This is a genomic window from Thiomonas sp. DCM-2 (assembly GCF_056820905.1).
This window is the reverse complement of sequence record NZ_JBXEJI010000002.1, coordinates 35,794-53,167: the sequence shown is the minus strand read 5'-3', so window position 1 is coordinate 53,167 and position 17,374 is coordinate 35,794. Positions and strand designations below refer to the sequence as shown.

Annotated in this window: 25 protein-coding genes and 1 pseudogene; 20 read left to right on the top strand and 6 right to left on the bottom strand. The window is 61.3% G+C overall.

Features of this window, described 5'->3' with window-relative positions:
* Positions 1–14: 14 nt before the first annotated feature.
* Both AC1ZQA_RS16385 and AC1ZQA_RS16380 read right to left on the bottom strand, forming a co-directional pair.
* Positions 15–596, bottom strand: a complete 582-nt coding sequence (locus AC1ZQA_RS16385; protein ID WP_482679406.1) for a recombinase family protein — start codon at positions 594–596, stop codon at positions 15–17.
* A 159-nt stretch (positions 597–755) separates the two neighbouring features.
* Positions 756–1,323, bottom strand: a pseudogene (locus tag AC1ZQA_RS16380) (recombinase family protein).
* 181 nt (positions 1,324–1,504) lie between these two features.
* On the opposite strand from AC1ZQA_RS16380, the gene AC1ZQA_RS16375 reads away from it, so the two are divergent.
* The 3 genes from AC1ZQA_RS16375 to AC1ZQA_RS16365 are packed head-to-tail and all read left to right on the top strand — an operon-like array spanning position 1,505 to position 2,696.
* Complete coding sequence (locus AC1ZQA_RS16375) at positions 1,505–1,756, top strand: AbrB/MazE/SpoVT family DNA-binding domain-containing protein (RefSeq protein WP_003108276.1); 252 nt, start codon at positions 1,505–1,507, stop codon at positions 1,754–1,756.
* The gene (locus tag AC1ZQA_RS16370; protein ID WP_003159186.1) at positions 1,753–2,148 is read left to right on the top strand and encodes a type II toxin-antitoxin system VapC family toxin; all 396 of its coding nucleotides are present in this window, start codon (positions 1,753–1,755) and stop codon (positions 2,146–2,148) included. The genes AC1ZQA_RS16375 and AC1ZQA_RS16370 overlap by 4 nt, the downstream gene beginning before the upstream one ends.
* An 11-nt stretch (positions 2,149–2,159) precedes the next feature.
* Positions 2,160–2,696 (top strand): hypothetical protein, encoded by a 537-nt coding sequence (locus AC1ZQA_RS16365; RefSeq protein ID WP_003159187.1) that lies wholly within the window; start codon positions 2,160–2,162, stop codon positions 2,694–2,696.
* Positions 2,697–2,920: 224 nt separating this feature from the next.
* On the opposite strand, the gene AC1ZQA_RS16360 is transcribed toward AC1ZQA_RS16365, so the two are convergent.
* The 4 genes from AC1ZQA_RS16360 to AC1ZQA_RS16345 form a co-directional block, all read right to left on the bottom strand.
* Entirely contained in the window at positions 2,921–3,118 is a 198-nt protein-coding gene (locus AC1ZQA_RS16360; RefSeq protein ID WP_482679390.1) for a hypothetical protein, read from the bottom strand.
* 282 nt (positions 3,119–3,400) lie between these two features.
* Positions 3,401–3,631, bottom strand: coding sequence for a hypothetical protein (locus tag AC1ZQA_RS16355; protein ID WP_482679389.1), 231 nt, complete (start codon positions 3,629–3,631; stop codon positions 3,401–3,403).
* 10 nt (positions 3,632–3,641) lie between these two features.
* On the bottom strand, positions 3,642–4,013 hold the full coding sequence (locus AC1ZQA_RS16350) for a hypothetical protein (RefSeq protein ID WP_482679388.1): 372 nt from the start codon (positions 4,011–4,013) through the stop codon (positions 3,642–3,644).
* Positions 4,014–4,055: 42 nt separating this feature from the next.
* Positions 4,056–4,379 carry an H-NS histone family protein gene (locus AC1ZQA_RS16345; RefSeq protein ID WP_482679387.1) on the bottom strand — a complete coding sequence of 108 codons (324 nt, stop codon included), beginning with the start codon at positions 4,377–4,379 and terminating at the stop codon, positions 4,056–4,058.
* A gap of 75 nt (positions 4,380–4,454) precedes the next feature.
* On the opposite strand from AC1ZQA_RS16345, the gene AC1ZQA_RS16340 reads away from it, so the two are divergent.
* The 17 genes from AC1ZQA_RS16340 to AC1ZQA_RS16260 all read left to right on the top strand — a co-directional run bounded on the left by AC1ZQA_RS16340 (position 4,455) and on the right by AC1ZQA_RS16260 (position 17,343).
* Positions 4,455–4,766 (top strand): TrbM/KikA/MpfK family conjugal transfer protein, encoded by a 312-nt coding sequence (locus tag AC1ZQA_RS16340; protein WP_482679386.1) that lies wholly within the window; start codon positions 4,455–4,457, stop codon positions 4,764–4,766.
* 12 nt (positions 4,767–4,778) lie between these two features.
* A complete protein-coding gene (locus AC1ZQA_RS16335; protein WP_482679385.1) occupies positions 4,779–5,600 on the top strand; it encodes a lytic transglycosylase domain-containing protein in 822 nt (273 codons plus the stop codon).
* Positions 5,601–5,743: 143 nt separating this feature from the next.
* On the top strand, positions 5,744–6,049 hold the full coding sequence (locus AC1ZQA_RS16330) for a KorA family transcriptional regulator (RefSeq protein ID WP_482679384.1): 306 nt from the start codon (positions 5,744–5,746) through the stop codon (positions 6,047–6,049).
* Positions 6,030–6,320, top strand: coding sequence for a TrbC/VirB2 family protein (locus AC1ZQA_RS16325; RefSeq protein ID WP_482679383.1), 291 nt, complete (start codon positions 6,030–6,032; stop codon positions 6,318–6,320). The genes AC1ZQA_RS16330 and AC1ZQA_RS16325 overlap by 20 nt, the downstream gene beginning before the upstream one ends.
* Before the next feature lie 15 nt (positions 6,321–6,335).
* Positions 6,336–6,653, top strand: a complete 318-nt coding sequence (locus AC1ZQA_RS16320) for a VirB3 family type IV secretion system protein (RefSeq protein WP_482679382.1) — start codon at positions 6,336–6,338, stop codon at positions 6,651–6,653.
* Entirely contained in the window at positions 6,653–9,094 is a 2,442-nt protein-coding gene (locus tag AC1ZQA_RS16315; RefSeq protein WP_482679381.1) for a VirB4 family type IV secretion/conjugal transfer ATPase, read from the top strand. The genes AC1ZQA_RS16320 and AC1ZQA_RS16315 overlap by 1 nt, the downstream gene beginning before the upstream one ends.
* Complete coding sequence (virB5, locus tag AC1ZQA_RS16310; RefSeq protein ID WP_482679380.1) at positions 9,091–9,807, top strand: P-type DNA transfer protein VirB5; 717 nt, start codon at positions 9,091–9,093, stop codon at positions 9,805–9,807. Before AC1ZQA_RS16315 ends, virB5 begins: the two co-directional genes overlap by 4 nt.
* A gap of 2 nt (positions 9,808–9,809) precedes the next feature.
* Entirely contained in the window at positions 9,810–10,049 is a 240-nt protein-coding gene (locus AC1ZQA_RS16305; RefSeq protein ID WP_482679379.1) for an EexN family lipoprotein, read from the top strand.
* Positions 10,050–10,060: 11 nt separating this feature from the next.
* On the top strand, positions 10,061–11,071 hold the full coding sequence (locus AC1ZQA_RS16300; RefSeq protein ID WP_482679378.1) for a TrbL/VirB6 family protein: 1,011 nt from the start codon (positions 10,061–10,063) through the stop codon (positions 11,069–11,071).
* Between the two features lie 160 nt (positions 11,072–11,231).
* A complete protein-coding gene (locus tag AC1ZQA_RS16295) occupies positions 11,232–11,375 on the top strand; it encodes a TrwH protein (RefSeq protein WP_482679377.1) in 144 nt (47 codons plus the stop codon).
* Positions 11,375–12,097, top strand: a complete 723-nt coding sequence (locus tag AC1ZQA_RS16290) for a VirB8 family type IV secretion system protein (protein ID WP_482679376.1) — start codon at positions 11,375–11,377, stop codon at positions 12,095–12,097. The genes AC1ZQA_RS16295 and AC1ZQA_RS16290 overlap by 1 nt, the downstream gene beginning before the upstream one ends.
* 11 nt (positions 12,098–12,108) lie before the next feature.
* Entirely contained in the window at positions 12,109–12,993 is an 885-nt protein-coding gene (virB9, locus tag AC1ZQA_RS16285) for a P-type conjugative transfer protein VirB9 (RefSeq protein ID WP_482679375.1), read from the top strand.
* 2 nt (positions 12,994–12,995) lie between these two features.
* Positions 12,996–14,156 carry a type IV secretion system protein VirB10 gene (gene virB10, locus AC1ZQA_RS16280; RefSeq protein ID WP_482679374.1) on the top strand — a complete coding sequence of 387 codons (1,161 nt, stop codon included), beginning with the start codon at positions 12,996–12,998 and terminating at the stop codon, positions 14,154–14,156.
* A complete protein-coding gene (locus AC1ZQA_RS16275; RefSeq protein ID WP_482679373.1) occupies positions 14,137–15,210 on the top strand; it encodes an ATPase, T2SS/T4P/T4SS family in 1,074 nt (357 codons plus the stop codon). Before virB10 ends, AC1ZQA_RS16275 begins: the two co-directional genes overlap by 20 nt.
* Positions 15,207–15,599, top strand: a complete 393-nt coding sequence (locus AC1ZQA_RS16270; RefSeq protein WP_482679372.1) for a hypothetical protein — start codon at positions 15,207–15,209, stop codon at positions 15,597–15,599. Before AC1ZQA_RS16275 ends, AC1ZQA_RS16270 begins: the two co-directional genes overlap by 4 nt.
* A 122-nt stretch (positions 15,600–15,721) precedes the next feature.
* Complete coding sequence (locus AC1ZQA_RS16265) at positions 15,722–15,988, top strand: metal-sensing transcriptional repressor (RefSeq protein ID WP_482679371.1); 267 nt, start codon at positions 15,722–15,724, stop codon at positions 15,986–15,988.
* A gap of 8 nt (positions 15,989–15,996) precedes the next feature.
* Positions 15,997–17,343 (top strand): cation diffusion facilitator family transporter, encoded by a 1,347-nt coding sequence (locus AC1ZQA_RS16260; protein ID WP_482679370.1) that lies wholly within the window; start codon positions 15,997–15,999, stop codon positions 17,341–17,343.
* Positions 17,344–17,374: the final 31 nt, after the last annotated feature.

Below are 17,374 nucleotides of genomic sequence, written 5' to 3'. Positions count from 1 at the left end.
GGCGTGGCCCGCGATTAGGCGGCTGTGCCATGCTGCACCCCCGGAACGTGTTTGTAGATCGTTGTGCGGCTCACCTGATAGCGGGCGGCCACGTCGCTGACGGTCATCTTCGGATCGGCGAGCAGGATGCCGATTTCGCGGATTTCCTTCGCGCCGAGTTTGGGCTTGCGGCCCCCCTTGCGGCCTCGCGCGCGGGCGGCCTTCAATCCGCCTAGCGTGCGCTCGCGGATGAGCTGCCGCTCGAACTGCGCCAAGCTGGCGAAGATATGAAACACCAGCTCGCCGGCTGCGCTGTTCGTCTCGATCCGTTCGGCCAGACTCTCGAAGGCAACCCCTCGGGCCTTCAAGCCGGTCACGACTTTCACCAGGTCGGGCAGGGACCGGCCGAGACGGTCGAGCCGCTGCACGACAAGGGTGTCTCCCGGCCGCAGCGCCTTGAGCGCGTGTTCCAGCTCGGGCCGGCTCGATCTGCCGGCGCTGATCTTTTCCTCGTAGACCTGAGTGCAGCCGGCCGCGTGCAACACGTCGCGCTGCTGGTCGAGATTTTGATCGTCGGTGCTGACGCGGGCATAACCGATTTTGAGGCCGCCCGTCATGAGGTCCAACGTCTTGCTGTCGGTGTCGTCGCGCACTGCCCTCCCGTCGAATCGCGAACACGTAATCTGAACACTGAAAAGTGTACGCATTTATGAACAGATTGGGAAGCCCTGCGGGGCACTAAACCTGTCATTTTCAGAAGACGACTGCACGGAATATCAGGAGTCGGCTGCACTGGTGGATTGCAGCGCGGTGTACAGGGCCGTCTTGCTCACCTTGAGCCGTGTAGCGGCCTCTCGGACATTAAGCCCGTTGGCGATGTGCTCCCGCGCTCGCTGCAACTTGTCGGCGGTGACAACCGGCTTTCGCCCGCCCTTCCTCCCACGAGCGGCGGCGGCAGTCAACCCGGCCTTGGTGCGCTCGCGGATCAAGTCGCGCTCGAACTGGCCCAGCGCGCCGAAAACGTGGAAGATGAGCCGCCCGCCTGGCGTGGGTGGTGTCGATGGCTTCCGTCAGAGAACGGAAGCCGACGCCTCGCGCTTCCAGCGCGCCTATCGTTTCGATTAGGTGCGGCATAGAGCGCCCGAGCCGATCCAGCCGCCAGACGGCCAGCACGTCGCCGTCGCGCAGGTAGGCCAGCGCATCAGCCAAGCCGGGGCGGTCGGCCTTGGCCCCGGAAGCCGTGTCCTCGAAAACGCGCTCGCAGCCTGCCTTGCGTAGCGCATCCGTCTGCAAGGCGGTGTCCTGTTCCGCCGTCGATACCCGCGCATAGCCGATCAGTGCCATTTGCCGCCTCTCTTGTCCGTCATTCCGTCCGCCTATCTTAATGTCCGACAACCCGTTGTGCAATAACTTTGCTGGACAGTGTCCGGCATGGCCGACTAATGATCGTTTGACGGACATTGACGGTAAGGCATTTTTGCATTACTATGTGAAGCATCAACCTTGATTGCGAGGGCAAACCACCATGACCACATTGACCGTTACCGCACGGGGACAAGTGACGTTTCGGAAGGACGTACTGCAACACCTCGGCATCAGGCCAGGCGACAAGATCGAGCTGGACTTGTTGCCAGACGGTCGGGGCGTGCTCAAGGCGGCACGGCCCGCAGGGACGATAGCCAGCTTTGTCGGCCTGCTCGCGGGCAAGACGCAGAAGGTTGCCACCATCGAAGAAATCAACGAGGCGGCGGCGCAAGGCTGGGCAGGTAAGCAATGAAGGTCGCAGTCGATACCAACGTCCTTGTGCGTGCGGTTGTGCGTGACGATCCCGCACAAGCGGACGTTGCCGCCGCAGTCTTGACCGACGCCGAGTTGATCGCGGTCGCGCTGCCGTGCCTATGCGAATTTGTTTGGGTGCTGCTGCGTGTCTACGGCTTCCAGCAAGCCGACGCGGCCAGCGCGATCCGGGCACTACTGGCCGCCGCGAATGTGGAAGTGAACCGGCCTGCCGTGGAGGCTGGCTTGCTGGTGCTCGACGCGGGCGGAGACTTTGCCGATGGCGTCATTGCCTACGAAGGCAACTGGCTTGGCGGGGAAACCTTCGTTTCCTTCGATAAGAAGGCGGTGGCACTTCTCACGGCGCAAGGGCAATCAACGCGCCTTTTGTGACGGACATGAGCATGAACGAATTCCGCCGACTGGCCGCGAAGATCGACCAACACATGCAGCAGCTTGCCGCCCAGGGTGTCAGCGAGGCCCATGCCATCATCAATCGCATGATGGGGTACGGGCCTGACCTGCACAGGATTTGGGTCGGCACATCCGATCAGCAGCTCATGGCGCTGTCCCGCGAGTTCCCAGGGTTCTACCGCTACGCCCGCATCATGGAAGAGGCATCCGAAGCCGAGCGCCGCAAGGCTTCGCGGCCCTATGACGGCATGGCCGAGTTCTCCGAACAGCACAAGCAAATGGGCGCGCAACTGCTGACCACGGCGGCCACGCTTGAGCGTGGCTACCAGGCGTTTCGTGCGAGCGGCAGTCTCCAAGACTTCCGGCCTCAGCTCGACGAGCTGGGCCGCCTGCATCGGCAATGGCTGTCCGACCTGGAAGCCTTCAAAGACTCGCTGCGCACGCAGGGCGCAGAACCCAAGGTGCTGGAATACGTGAACGAGGCTTTCGGCCGCCTGGCCGAGCGCATCAAGCAGCTTGCCGGTTGATCGCCGGAATTTTCGGCGGTTCCGGCTTTGTCGCGCCGTGCACAAGAGTTCTGAGCAATTCCGATCTCTCGCGGCGCTTCGTGCATAGAACTTCTGACCGTTCCCGGTCAGAAGTTCTATGCACACACGGCGGCCAGCCCAGTGAACTGGTGCAGTCGCCTTCTGAAAACGACAAAACCGGGGTTTCGTGATGGTGTTCACAAAACGACCGTTTTGCGGACGGTCTATACGCGGTTGAATGGGTCGAGGGTCGCCAGCTCGTCGGCGCTCGCGATCGGCGCGTCGGTCAACACGTCGATGGCCCATTGCAGATGACAGGCGGCCGTGCTCGCGCCGGCCTGGTCGAGGATCGTCAAGGCTTGCTGCATGAGGGTCAGCGCGGCGCGCGTGGCGGGCGATAGCTCGGGGCAGGGTAGGGGCATTCAATCGGTCTAGCGGCTCTGCTGGCCGGCCGCTTGGACAATCCGATCCATTCCGGTGCTTGTTCGTGCTGCGGCGGGCCGCAGAGGCGCTACAGAGGGCAGGGACGGCCAGAACGACCGAACGGCGTCAAGGACGCTTCGCGCCGCGTAGCGGTGCCCGTTGGGCCTCCCTGACCCCGCCCGGCCGTCCCGGCTGACCTGGGGGTGTCGGGACGAGGGGCGTCCCAACAAAAAAACGACCCCTCCGGGAGGGGTCGAACAAGGGGCTATGGTTGATTTGATCTACTTCTCGGCCGGTTCGTATCTGCCACCAACAGGCGGGGGAGCTACAAGCCTCGCGATGTTGTCGCCAGTCACGGCCGATTTGCTGTCCACTGCAATCAAACCGATAACTTCGCCGTCTTCGGTCAAGGCCCATGCCGCGACCGGATGCACGATCTTTTTCCCGCTTTCCGTGGGGTGGTCGTGGGTATAGTTCCAACCGCTGCAAGGGATGATCTGCTGGTAGCTCATGCGTGGCCTTCTAGTTCAAGATGATCGGTTCCGGCGCGAGACGCAGCAACAGCGTGTCGTAGAGCCAGGTCAACAGGAAAGCGCCGAAACCGACGCCGGCAATGGTCGCCATCATGGCGGCTTTATGGGGCGCGGTCAGGCCAAGCCACATGATAGGCAGGGCGATCAGCGCCGGGACCGCGACCAGCATCAGAACAAAGCGGATCGGCTTACGAATCCACAACATCAGCAGAAACGCGATGTAGCGGAGCATCCGCAGGAAGCCCACGCCCGTAGCGCGCAGCGCAGCGCGGGCGTGCTGCGTAGCGGCGGCCCTGCTCTCGCGGGCCTTTGCATCGTCGGGGCGGCTCGCGCCTCGGCGGAAGGGGATAACGGTTCCCATTTCCTTTGCCTCCTGCGGACTTTCGCTATGTCCGCAATTGTCTTAAGATTTCAAATCGTCAAGTTTGATACCTTTTTCAAGTGCCTGCCGCACCCACTCGGGTTTTCGGCCGCGCCCGCTCCACACGTTGAACTGGTTGTCGGGGTCACGGTATTTGACGCTGGTATCGGCAAGGCTGCCAAGGTCAATGCCGTGCTGCTCGGCCAGTTCGACTATCTGCTTCCTTGCCTCGCGCTTCTGGCGAGACTCACGTTTTCTTACCTCTGCTTCGACGTGGCCCCGCAGCTCTTGCAGCTCTTGGTCGCTCAACTTCGCGAAATCGTGAGTGGAGAGGGCGGTAGACGTGCTCTTGGTTGTGCTTGACATAGGTTATACCCTGCGAGATATTACGTCAAAATTGCATTTTTGACGTGTTTTGCAACTGACGAAGGAGGTGGTTTTATGAAGCTAGCTATAGCATCATTAAGCGCAATTGTCCTGGCCGCAACGCTCTCGGGTCAAGCACGCGCTGAGAACCAAGACGCTTGCGGGGCCGTGATGTGCCTGTACGGCGAAGCGACGGGCAGCGGCGGCGGCGGGGCCTGCAAGCCCTATCTTGCGAAGTATTTCTCGATCGTCGTTTTCCATCATGGCTTCTCTGGCTCGCGCACGGCGAGCGCGCGCCGCGACTTCCTCAATCAATGCTCATCCTCCGATCCAGCGGCCAAAAGCCTCGTTAGTTCGCGATATGGTTCCCAGCGGACAGGCCCTTGAGGGGTGTCCGCCATGCGTAATCTTCTATCCGTCATCGTGGCCGGCCTTTGCGTCGGCCCGATCTGCGCCCTTGCTGCTGGCTCGACCGGGACCAGCGCGCAAGCCTCTCCCACACCGATTGCCATAGCGCCGAACGCTGCGGCTGTCGTTAACCCTGATGCGCCCGTGCCCGCTGCGCCGACATTCGCCGCGCTCGCGGCGCAATGCGCGCCCTCGATCCACGTTCGCACGCTTTCGTCGTTGGTGCGCCAAGAATCGCGGCTCAACCCCTACGCCATCAACATAAATGGCGGGAAAAAGCTGGCCCGTCAGCCGGTCAACGCTGCGGAAGCCGTCGCGACAGCGCAAAGCCTTCTCGATCAGGGCTACAACATTGATGTTGGTCTAGGGCAGATTAACTCGAACAATTTCCGCGCTCTCGGCGTCTCGCTCTCCGACCTGTTCGAGCCGTGCCCGAACCTACAGGCGGCAGCTCGCGTGTTGCAGGACTGCTACGAGCGCGGAGTAACGGCCGTAGGTGAGGCCGGGCAGGGCGCGCTGCACGCGGCGCTGTCCTGCTACAACACCGGGTCGCTTAGCAACGGCATCCGAAATGGATACGTGCGTGCCGTCTTGGCACAAGCTAAGCTGCCGGTGCCGGAGCTTCTACCTGTCACCAGTGGGGGTGATTTGAATGCTCCGGTGCCGCTACGCGCTAACCGCGCCAATGGGGCATCACCAGTGCATGACGCGGCTACGTCAGAGACGGCCGAGAACGTACAAAGATCGGGGGAACCCGACGTGTTCTCGGCTTCCGCTGACGATGACGCCTTTTCGGCTAAACCCGAGAAGTGAGAGGGAGCAACATTAACATCAAAATTGATGATTTGATTGCTAACGCCCGGTCAAGTCGCTACCATGCAGGGGTTGGTGGTTCTGTTGGGGGGGTCTGCAAGTTAGGCCCGATTAACCAAGCTCGCAGAACGGGAACCGACTACATGAAGAAAGACCCTGCGCCAATTGCTGTCCCTCTTGCCGGAGTGGACGCGGCGTTTTCGGAAGGGAAGTTATCGAATCTAACGATTGTCAGGCTCTCGGATCGGGAATGGATTTTCAGCTTTCAAGCTGCCGATCCGACTACCGGGCAGATGATGCCTTACACACTCAAAACCCAACGTGGAAAGGTGCGCGTATGGTCTGATCCGAGAAAACTATTGCAGTGGCTACACGAACGCTACGGCGTGAAAAAAGGCTCTTTTATTCTTGTCTGCGAGGAATCTCCGAATGAAAAACCACGTAAGTAACAAGGCCGCCAATTTCATCATTGCGGCCATGCTGGCGATGATTGCGACCAGCCCCGCCCATGCGGCCGGCCTGTCCCAGGCGACGACGGTTCTCAACACGCTGAAAGAGAACCTGACGACGATCATCCCGGTTGCTGCGACCGTGGCGCTGATGCTCTGCGGCCTGCTGTACGCCATGCGGATGATGCACAAGGACACGTTCGTCCATTGGTTCATCGGCATCCTGATCGTGGGTTCGGCGGCTGAAATCACGTCGATGATCGTCAGCTAATCCGGGGCCGCTGGCATGGATGACGATGACATCAAGCCGTTCCCCCTGTTCAAGGGGGCCACCCGCGTTCCGACGTTCTTCGGCGTGCCGACTATGCCGCTTCTGGCGGCTGTCAGCGCGGTAGCCATCATCGCAATGTGGGTCAGCTTGTGGTGCTGGCTTCTCCTGATCCCGGTCGTCGTCATCATGCGTCTAATCACGCGGCACGACGATCGGGCTTTCTCGATCTGGTGGATTTGGTTCGAGACGAAGGCCAGGAACAAGAACAAGAAATTTTGGGGCGGTTCGACGTATTCGCCGACCGACTACCGGCGACGTAGGAGGCTCAAATAATGGGTAGCAGTGCAGCGTTGAAGGTGATGGAGGCGGAAGTCGGGATGGGCGAATTCGTCCCGTTTTCGCATCACGTCACGGAGCATATTATCTCCACGGAAAACGCGGACTACATGACGACTTGGAAGCTCTCGGGCCGGTCGCATGAGTGCGCCGACATTCAAGACGTTTTCCAGTGGACGCGCGACCTCAACAATTTTGTTCGCGGCGTCGGCTCCGCGAACATTTCCTTTTGGGCGCATATCCACCGTCGCCGCGTGGTCGAGTATCCCGAAAGCGAGTTCCAGAACGTGTTTTGCCGCGAGCTGGACGACAAATACCGCGAGTCCTTTTCCGACTATAACCTGATGGTCAATGACCTGTATTTCACGGTCGTTTTCCGCGAGGCGTCGGAGGACGTGCTGCGGTTTTTCGCCAAGCGCGAAAAGCTGTCTTACGACGAAAAGACGCTTCGCCAGCGCGACGCTATCAAGACGCTAGATGACATTAACCGGCAGCTCGCGACGGTCCTGAAAAAGCGGTACGGCGGCGAACTGCTCGGCATCTACGATCGCGAGGGCATGGCCTACTCGTCGGCGCTGGAATGGTATGGCTTCCTCGTCAACGGCGAGCATCAGTCGGTGCCTGTGTGCCGCGAGCGGATCAGCGAATATCTCCCGACGAACCGGCCGATCTTCGCCAATTGGGGCGAGGTTGGCGAGCAAAGGTTGATCGACAAGACCCGCAATTTCGGGATGCTCGAAATCAAGGATTTCGATGCCGATACCGAACCGGGCCAGCTTAATGTGCTGCTCGAAAGCGATTATGAGTTCGTCTTTACGCAATCGTTTTCGTGCCTGTCGCTGCACGCGGCCAAGGGCTTTCTACAGCGGCACAAGCAAAACCTGATCGACGCGGAGGACGTGGCGGTCACGCAGATTGCCGAGATTGACGACGCCCTGGACGCTCTTGTCTCGCGGCGTTTCATCATGGGTGAGCATCACGCTACGCTGCTGGTGTTCGCCGATTCGGCGGCCGAGCTGCGCGGCTATCTCGCCAAGGCCAAGGGTGCGCTGCTGGACTGCGGTGTAGTCCCGAACGCGCTGGACCTTGCCCTAGAGGCTGGCTATTGGGCGCAGCTCCCGGCGAACTGGCGTTGGCGGCCTCGGCCGATGGCGATTACCTCGCTCAACTTCCTGTCGTTCAGCCCCTTCCACAACTTCCTGAGCGGCAAGCCGAACGGCAACCCTTGGGGGCCTGCGGTGACGATCCTCAAGACGTTGAGCGGCACGCCGCTCTATCTGAATTTCCACGTCTCCGGTCTGGATGAGGACGCCTACGAAAAGCGCCTGCTCGGGCATACCTTCATCGGCGGCCAGTCGAGCGCCGGCAAGACAACGACGCTCGGTTTCCTGTTGGCGCAGGCGCAGAAATTCAGCCCGACGTGCGTTGTCTTTGACAAGGATCGCGGGATGCAAATCGCGATCGCGGCGATGGGCGGCAAGTATTTGCCGCTGCGGAACGGCGAACGCTCGGGGTTCAACCCGTTCCACCTAGAGCCGACCAAGGCCAATCTGCTGTTCCTCAAGGCGCTGGTGAAGCAGCTCGTCGGCAGCTCGGGCGACCCGATCACGCACAACGACGAACGGGAGATTGACCAGGCGCTCGATACGGTGATGACCCATATCGACCGCCCGTTGCGCCGCCTGGGGATGCTGCTGCAATCCCTGCCGAACCCGATCAGCGACGACTACGATGCGCGGCCTACGGTCCATGCCCGGCTGCAAAAGTGGTGTGAGGGCGGGGAATTCGGGTGGCTGTTCGATAACGCGACCGACGAACTCGATCTGACGACGCACCGGCTCTACGGCTTCGACGTGACGGATTTTCTCGATAATCCGGCCACGCGCACGCCGACGATTATGTACCTGCTCTATCGCACGGAAAGCATGATCGACGGCCGGCGCTTCATGTATATCTTCGAGGAATTTTGGAAGATCCTCGATGACCCGCAGTTCGAGGATTTCGTCAAGAACAAGCTCAAGACGATCCGAAAGCAAAACGGCATTTGCGTGTTCTCCACGCAGGAGCCGGGCGACGCTCTGGAAAGCGGCATCGCCAAAACCATCGTCCAGCAAATTGCAACGCTCATTCTGCTGGAAAACCCGCGTGCGGACGCTTCCGACTACATCGAAGGCTTCAAGCTCACGCGGCCCGAATTCGAGGCACTAAAGGCGATCCCCTCGGGCTCGCGGCGCTTCCTCGTCAAACAGGGCGAGCAAGCGGCCGTCGCGTCCCTGAACCTCGCCGGCTTCGATGACGCCCTGCTGGTTCTGTCGGGCACGCCCGACAACGCGGACATTGCCGAAGCGGTGATCGCGGATAGGGGCGATGACCCGGCCGTCTGGATTCCGGCCTTCCTGCAACAAGTCCGTTCTTCGATGGGAGTAAAGCAAGCATGAAAACCAAGCTCACTCGCGCCGCTTTCGCGGCTGTGGCGTTCGTCGGGGTCGCCGCCTCGTCGGGCGCTTTCGCGCAAATCCCGGTCACTGTCACGTCGGACGTTCCCGGCACGGCGTTCCACATCGAGGACATTGCCAAGTACGTCGAGCAAATCGAACAGATGAAGATGCAGGTTCAGCAGCTTCAACAGACGTATAGCTCGATGACGGGCACGCGCGGGATCGGCCAGCTTTTCCAGAACCCGCAGCTCGCCAACATGCTGCCGTCCGACTGGCAGAACGTCTACAACTCGGTGTCGAACGGCGGCTATTCCGGCATCTCCGGGAGCGTCCAGCAAATCATCCAGCAGGAGCAAAGCCGGATGGGCGGCACGGTCGCGAGCGGCCGGCAGGCTGTGACGGATCGGCAGGCCCAAGTGGCGGCCTATGACAAGGCGATGGGCCAGCAAGCCTACACGGCCTCTATCAAGCGTCTGGACAACATTCAGGGCCTCATGGGGCAGATCAACAGCTCCACGGACCCCAAGGCCATTGCGGACCTGCAAGCACGCATCCAGGGCGAGCAGGCGGCCATCCAGAACGAACAGACGAAGGTGCAGCTCATGGCGCAGCTACAGGCCAGCGAGGACCGTCTGACGGAGGCGCAGCGCGACACCATCGGACAGCGTGCGCTCAATTCAAGCAACACGGCGATTCCGTCGATCGGGAATTGATTATGAAAGGCCGTCTCGCGGTCCTTGCCCTGCTCGCCGTCGCCGCTCTCTCGGGCTGCGACGGCGAAAAGACGCATGACGTTGATTGGTACAAAACCCATGACGCGGAGCGCAAAGCGAAGATCGCTCAATGCGAAAACAATCCGGGCGAGTTGAAGCTGGCCCCTAACTGTGAAAACGCCAAGAAGGCTGCGGGTGAGCTGACGTTCAGCAATAAGAACACCAAGATTCCGCAGTTCTAACGGAGGCCCGTATGGACTTTAACCTGTTCCAACAGCTCTTTACCCGGATCGACACGGCAACCGCGACTTTTGCCAACGACGTATCCGGGCGCGCTATTACCGCAGCGACGCCCGTAGTCACGGCGGGCCTGACGCTGATGTTCATCTTCTATGGGTTGCTCGTGGCGCGGGGTGGAGTCGATGCCTCCATCAAGGACTTCGTGTTCAAGTGCTTCAAGATCGGCATCATCGTGTCGATCGCGACCTCGGGCGGCCTGTATCAGTCGAACATCGCCGATGCGATCCAGAAGACGCCCGACGAATTCGCCGTGGCGCTGCTCCCGACGCAGGCCGGCCAGACGCAGGGGAGCGCGGCGGCCGACCTCGTAGACAAGGCGGCCGGCGCGGGCTTCGCCAAGGCCAATGAGGCGTTCGAGAACTCCGGCGTGTTCACTAAGCAGGGCCTCGCCTATGTCGCCTTCGCGGTCCTGTGCGTGCTGGCTACGGCGCTCCTGACGGCAATCGGGGGAGCCTTCATTCTGCTGGCAAAGGTGGCCTTGGCGCTTCTCGCGGCGCTCGGGCCGATCTTCATCTTGGCGCTGCTGTTCAAGTCCACCACGCGGTTTTTCGAGGCGTGGTGCGCCCAGGTCGCAACCTACGGCCTGCTGGTCGTGATGGTGTCCAGCGTGTTCGGCCTGATGATGCAGATTTTCACCACCTACATGAGCAACGTCACCTTTGACGGCAATCTCAACTTCGCCGGCACGCTCGGCGGCTGCTTGATCCTTGCCGCTGCCTGCGTGCTGATCGTCATCCAGATTCCGACCATTGCCGGCGGCCTGGCTAACGGTGTCGGCGTCGGCCTGTGGCATGAGCTGCGCGTGGCCTCGGGCATTGGCTCGGGCACGGCCGGCGCGGTGCGCGGCGCTGCCAGCGGAGGCGTTGCGGCGGGCCGTGCCGGCGTTTCCGGCGCTCAAGCGGCCGGCCGTGCTGCGAGCCGCGCCTTGGGGCGGTTCCGTGGCTCCAACAGGGCCGCTGCTTAGCGGCTCCCTGCATCCTTCCCGCCTAAACCCTAGACCCTTTTTGCTTGGTGTTTTTTGAAGGCGGTATGCCCTTGCGGCTACCGCCTTTTTCAATCAAAATTGCAATATTGACGTGTAAGTAGTAGGATGCTTTTATCCGCCCGATTGGAGGATTAATCCCGTGAAAAAAGTAGCTGTGTTGCTCCTGTGTGCGCTGCTCGGCGCGTGCGCCGGAGTGCCGAAACCTCGGACCCCGGACGATTCGGCTAGGGTGCCCATCAACCGCACTGTCCCGCCAGAAGTGCAAAACGGAGTGGTCAACTGATGAACATCGCCGATAGATTTCGGCGCTCTAGTGGCGTCAAAACCGCAGAAATGACCGAGTATCTTACGGAGGTCAAAGGTCTAGAACGGAACTTCATTCGGGAGGTTCTTCGGTCGCGCAAGAATGCGTGGTTGGTCGCCGGGTTGGCGGCCTTTCTTGCGTTCGTGGCGCTCATGGTGCTGGCCGTCCACATGAAGGAATCGAGCCGGCCGGTTCCGCCATTCATCCTTCGCGTGGATAACGCGACGGGTGCCGTCGATGCCGTCTCGGTGATGAAAGAGCATCAGGATTCCTACGGCGAAGTGGTCGATCAGTATTGGCTCAACCAATACGTCCTGCACCGCGAAAGCTACGACTATCAGACCATCCAGACGGACTACGACGCGACGGGCCTCATGAGCACGTCGGACGTGGCGGCCGACTATCACAAGGTCTTTGAGGGCGATCAGGCCCGCGACAAGGTTCTTGCCGACAAGGCCCGCGTGCTCGTCAAGATGGAAAGCGCGCCGGTCATCAACACGACGAACAGCACGGCGGTTGCCCGCTTCACGACGGTCGTTCACTGGCGGAACAACCGCCCGGATGAAGTGCGCCATTGGATCGCGACGATTGCCTATGCCTACGTCGATGCGCCCATGAAGCCGCAAGATCGGCTCGTTAATCCGCTCGGGTTCCAAGTCACAAGCTATCGCGTGGACCCCGAACTTGGCGCAGCGCAGTAGGGGAGCGGACCATGAAAAAGCAAATCATCGGCGTTGCCCTGGCCGTGGCGCTGGCCGGTTCCGGCCTGAGTGCCCCGGCTCTCGCGGTCGAAAACCCGGTTGGGTCGCCGGCCGATTACCGGATCAAGCATGTCGCCTATAACGATCAAGACGTGGTGCGGCTTGACGCAGTAATCGGCATCGCGACCCACATCATTGTCGGGTCGGATGAGGAATACGTGACCCATGCTTTCGGTGATCCGCAGGGATGGGAATTCGCCCACAAGGAAAATCACTACTTCGTCAAGGCGAAGGCGCAGAACAGCGATACGAACCTCGTCATCGTCACCAACAAGCATAGCTATAACTTGGTGCTGCACTTCATCGGCAACTACGCCACGCGCGACAGCGCCGGCAAGGTGGTGAAGCACGAAATCGGCTCCCCTTGGACGCTCCGGGATGCCACCCTGCAGGTGGCCTTCTCCTACCCGCGTGAAGAAGCTGCGGCCGCTGCGGAGCAGCGCGCCAAGGATCGCGCGAACGCGCTTTTCAACGGGCGCGGCGGGGCGAACAACCTCAACTACACGATGAGCGCGACGGAGCGGGACAAGGAAATCGCGCCCATCAACGTGTGGGATGACGGCCGGTTCACCTATTTCAAGTTCCCGCCGAACGTGGACCTTCCCAACATCTACACCGTCAGCACTGACGGAAGCGAGGCGATCGTGAACCGCCACATGCTGGCCGAAAACGGCTCGCGCGTGATCGTCGCCGAAAAGGTCGCTCCGAAATTCCGCCTTCGCCTCGGTGACGATGTGGTCGGCGTCTACAACGAGAGTTTCGACCCTGCCGGCATCCAGAACGTCACCGGAACATCAACCCCTGCGGTTCACCGCGTCATCAAAGGAGGGGAATAACAATGGCGCGCAACGATGAAATCGACGTGGCCCAGGAACTGGAAAACAACCAGGTGGAGGGCGCACGCGGCGGGATCGGCGACGACGGCGGACGGCGGCGCACGCCGGGCGTTCGCATCTTCATGTACGTGATTATCGTCATCGCCTTGGTGATCGGCGGCTTGCTGACGTGGAAGGCATGGGAGCGGGCGGCGGCTGAAAAGGAAGCGGACAAGAAGCCGGCGAAGGTCGAAAACACCTTGCCGCCTCTGAAACCCTACGTCCCGACGCCCGACGTGGCCGCGACGCAGCCCGCGCCGGTCCCTGTCGTGCCTGCCGTGCAGCCGAACGCGACCGTGGCCGGCGCTGGCCCGAATCCGACCGTGAACAACGGCCCGCCGCAGCCAAGTCCGGAGGAAGTGCTACGCAACCGCCGTCTTGGCGGCGGCTTCACCGGGAACGGCGTGGATGCCGGCGACAACGGTTCGGCCGCAGCTCGCCAGCTCGCCGCGCTCGGCCAGGGCAACGGCGCGACCGGCGATAGCCCGCTCGAAAGCCAGCTTAAGCCGCTGGCCCTCAAGCCGTCGAAGGCCGGCATGTTGGGCGACCGCAATTTCCTCATCACGCGCGGCGCGATGATCGACTGCGGCCAGCAATCGAAGCTCGTCACCGATCAGGCCGGCATGGTGGTCTGCTACACCACGTCCGACACCTATTCGGCGAACGGCCATGTCGTGCTGATCGACGCCGGCTCCAAGATCGTCGGCAGCTATCAGACTGGCATCAAGCAAGGCCAAAACCGCGTGTTTGTCGCGTGGCAGCGGATCGAGACGCCGCAGGGCGTGATTGTCGATCTGGACAGCCCCGGCACGGATTCGCTCGGCGCGGCCGGCGAGCCGGGCTACGTCGATACGCATTTCTGGCAGCGGTTCGGCGGCGCGATCATGTTGAGCGTGCTCGGCGATGCCGGCGAGGCGGCGATTGCCTACGCCCAAAACTCGGGCGGCGGCGGGAACACCAATATCGGCCTCGGCAACACGCAGAACACGACGAATGAAATGGCAACGGAGGCGTTGCGGAACACCATCAATATTCCGCCGACTCTTTACAAAAACCAAGGCGACCGCGTGAGCATCTTCGTCGCCCGCGATCTGGATTTCAGCAGTGTCTACAGCATCCGCTAAACCGGCTCCGGCCAAGTCGGGCGACGACTACCGGGCGCAGACGATCCTACAGCTTATGCGCCCGCTGGCGCCGTATCTCGACAATCCAGCGGTCACGGAGCTGCGTGTGCGTCCCGGCCAGGTCGTCACCGACGCTTTCAAGGAAAAGGGCTACGAGGACGCTCCCGAACTCTCGTTGCCCTATCTCCGGTCGCTGGCAACGGCGATGATCGCCTATGCCGGCTTGTCCGTCCGCAGCGTCAATTACGTGACGCTGCCGGGCGGCGAGCGCGGCACGATCCTGATGCCGCCCGTCGTGCTGGAAGGCACGCTCACGATCGTCATTCGGAAACACTCGGCCGTCGTGAAGTCGGCTCACCAGCTCGATGAGGAAGGCGCGTTCGCGGAATGCCGCGACGTGTCGTTCAACCAGCCCACGGAAGCCGAAGCGAAGGCCGAAGCGGAGCGCACGGACTTTCGCCGGCTGGAACCCTTCGAGCTGGAATTGCTGGACCTGAAACGGCAGGGGCGCATCCGCGATTTCCTGCTGCGGTGCGTGGCGCTGAAACGCAACATCGTCGTGACGGGCAAGACCTCATCGGGCAAGACGACGCTAACGCGCTCACTTATCGAGGCGGTCCCGCGCGACGAACACATTGCCACGATCGAGGACGTTCACGAACTTTTCCTGCCGAACCACAAGGAGGTTACGCACCTGTTCTATGGCGACGGCGGCGGGCGCATTTCAGCGCTCGCCTGCCTTGCCGCGTGTATGCGTATCACGCCCGAACGCATCTTCCTCGCGGAGCTGCGCGGCGGCGAGGCGTGGGAATACACGAACGCCCTCAACACCGACCACGGCGGCGGCATCACGACGACGCACGCGAACGGCGCGGTTGAGGCTTTCGACCGTATCGCGACCCTCATCAAGAATTCGGACGTGGGCCGCACGCTCGAAATGGAGTCGATCAAGCATGTGCTCTACACCACGGTTGACGTGGTGCTCTACATGCGCGCGCGGAAAGTCTTGCAGGTCTTTTACGACCCGATTTTCAAGCGGAGCAAAATGTCATGAGCCGCACTACTCGAATCTTCGTCGGGCTGGCCGGGGCGATTGTCGTCCTGTTCTTCGTGGCGCGGATCGGCTTCGCGCTGCAACGAATCGACCCGGCTACGGTGGTCGCCGATGGTCCGATCTGCGCGGCGGCCGGCCTCGGCCCGGCCAGTCAACCCTGCACCTTCACGGCGGCGCTGGCTGGCCGCTTCAGCGGCGGCTGGACGATCACGCCGGCCGCGCCGGGCGCGCGCCAGGTCGAGGCCGCGCGCATCACCTACACCTATGAGCGGGCGGCGTGGCGCATGGCAGGCGGCGGCGTGCTCCTGCTGCCGGCGCTGGTCCTGCTCTTGGCGGCGTCCCCGATGCTGCTCCGGATCATCCCGCGTCGGTCGAGGGCAAACCGATGACGGCCGGCCCGGAGCGCGGGCCACCCGTATTGCAAGTTTCCGTGCCATAGCCCCCTCGAACGTAGGTCAAAGCCCTTAACCGCTGTTTGACACCCTCCCCCCTAGGGGGTAGGATGTTTGTCATGCAACATACATCCCATCCCGAAATCATCAAGCGGCTCAAGCAAGCCCAAGGGCAGCTAGGCTCGCTTCTTTCCATGTTTGCTGAGGGGCGCTCGTGCCTGGAACTGGCACAACAGCTCCAGGCAGTAGAGAGCGTTATTCACAACGCAAAACGGACGCTGATCCAAGACCATATGGAGCATTGCATAGGCGATGCGATGGAGGGCGACAGCACAAACACCAATCAAGCACTCCGCGAGTTCAAGTCGCTCGCCAAGTATCTTTGAGGCAGCATATGTTCGAGACAATTAAAGAGTGGCTGGGGTTCGGAGGCCAAGACCAAAGCTTCGGGCATGGACACGGCAAAGGCGGCCATTCGCACGGAAGCGCCGAGGGGCACGGTCATACGCATGGAGTAATTGACCCAAGCCTCTCTTCGTCCGAACGAGGCATTTGGGCCATCAAATGGTCGTTCGTTATCCTTGGCATTACGGCCGCGCTGCAATTGGTGGTGGTATTCACCTCCGGCAGCGTGGCCCTGCTCGCAGACACAATCCACAATATCGGTGATGCTACGACCGCGATCCCCCTCTGGATTGCGTTTGTGCTTGTCCGCCGCAAACCAACTGCCACCTTCAACTATGGCCTTGGCCGGGTCGAGGACCTGGCTGGAATGCTGGTAGTTCTTATCATTCTATTCAGCGCCATCGTCGCCGGTTACGAAGCAATTGACCGTCTAATCCATCCCCAGCCAATTACCCAGCTTGCGGCGGTCGCTGTTGCCGGCGTTATCGGGTTCATAGGCAACGAAGCAGTAGCGATCTTCCGCATCCGTGTGGGGCGCGCCATGAACAGCGCGGCGCTGATCGCGGATGGTTATCACGCTCGCACGGATGGACTGACAAGCCTTGCCGTGGTGCTCGGAGCGGCTGGCGTCTGGGCTGGTTTCCCGCTGGCTGATCCGATCATCGGCCTACTCATCACCATCGCAATTTTCGGCATCGTCTGGCAGTCGGCCAAAGCGGTTATCACGCGCAGCCTTGATGGTGTTGGCCCCGGCGTGGTGGAGGAAATCCGACATGCAGCGGAGCACGTCCCCGGCGTCGCCCGGTTGGTCGAGGTGAAAGCTCGGTGGCTCGGTCACAAGCTCAATACTGATGTGACGATCGCAGTAGACGAGGCGCTGACTGTTGCCCAAGCGAACCGGATTGCGGTCACCTTGAAGGATGAATTGCGCGAGCATCTACCGCCGCTTGGCCTCGCGACCGTCCAATTCGATTCAACTGGCGTCGTTGGCACGGCAGGAGCGGCGCATGGGCATCATCATGCGCCCGAGCCGTTCAAGGTCGATTCGGAATTGGCAAGGGGGTTGCTCGCAATCGTGGACACTGCGGACGGCGAGCGAATGAGGCTAACGTTGTCGAGGCCGGCAGACACACTTTCGGCGATCGTTAGTATCCATCGGGAAAATGGGAACATCGAGCGTCTAACACTGCGAGCCTCGCAGGATCGGACAGTTTTTCAAAGTGAGGACGCGCCGGCCGAGCCGCACGAGTTCGATGCTGAGCTTCAACTATCTGACGGGTCAAAGCAGCAGCGGTTGCCCTTCCGTATGGAAGAACCCGAGGGGCACCATCACTAGCCCCTTTGCAGGAGCAGAAACGGTCGTCCGG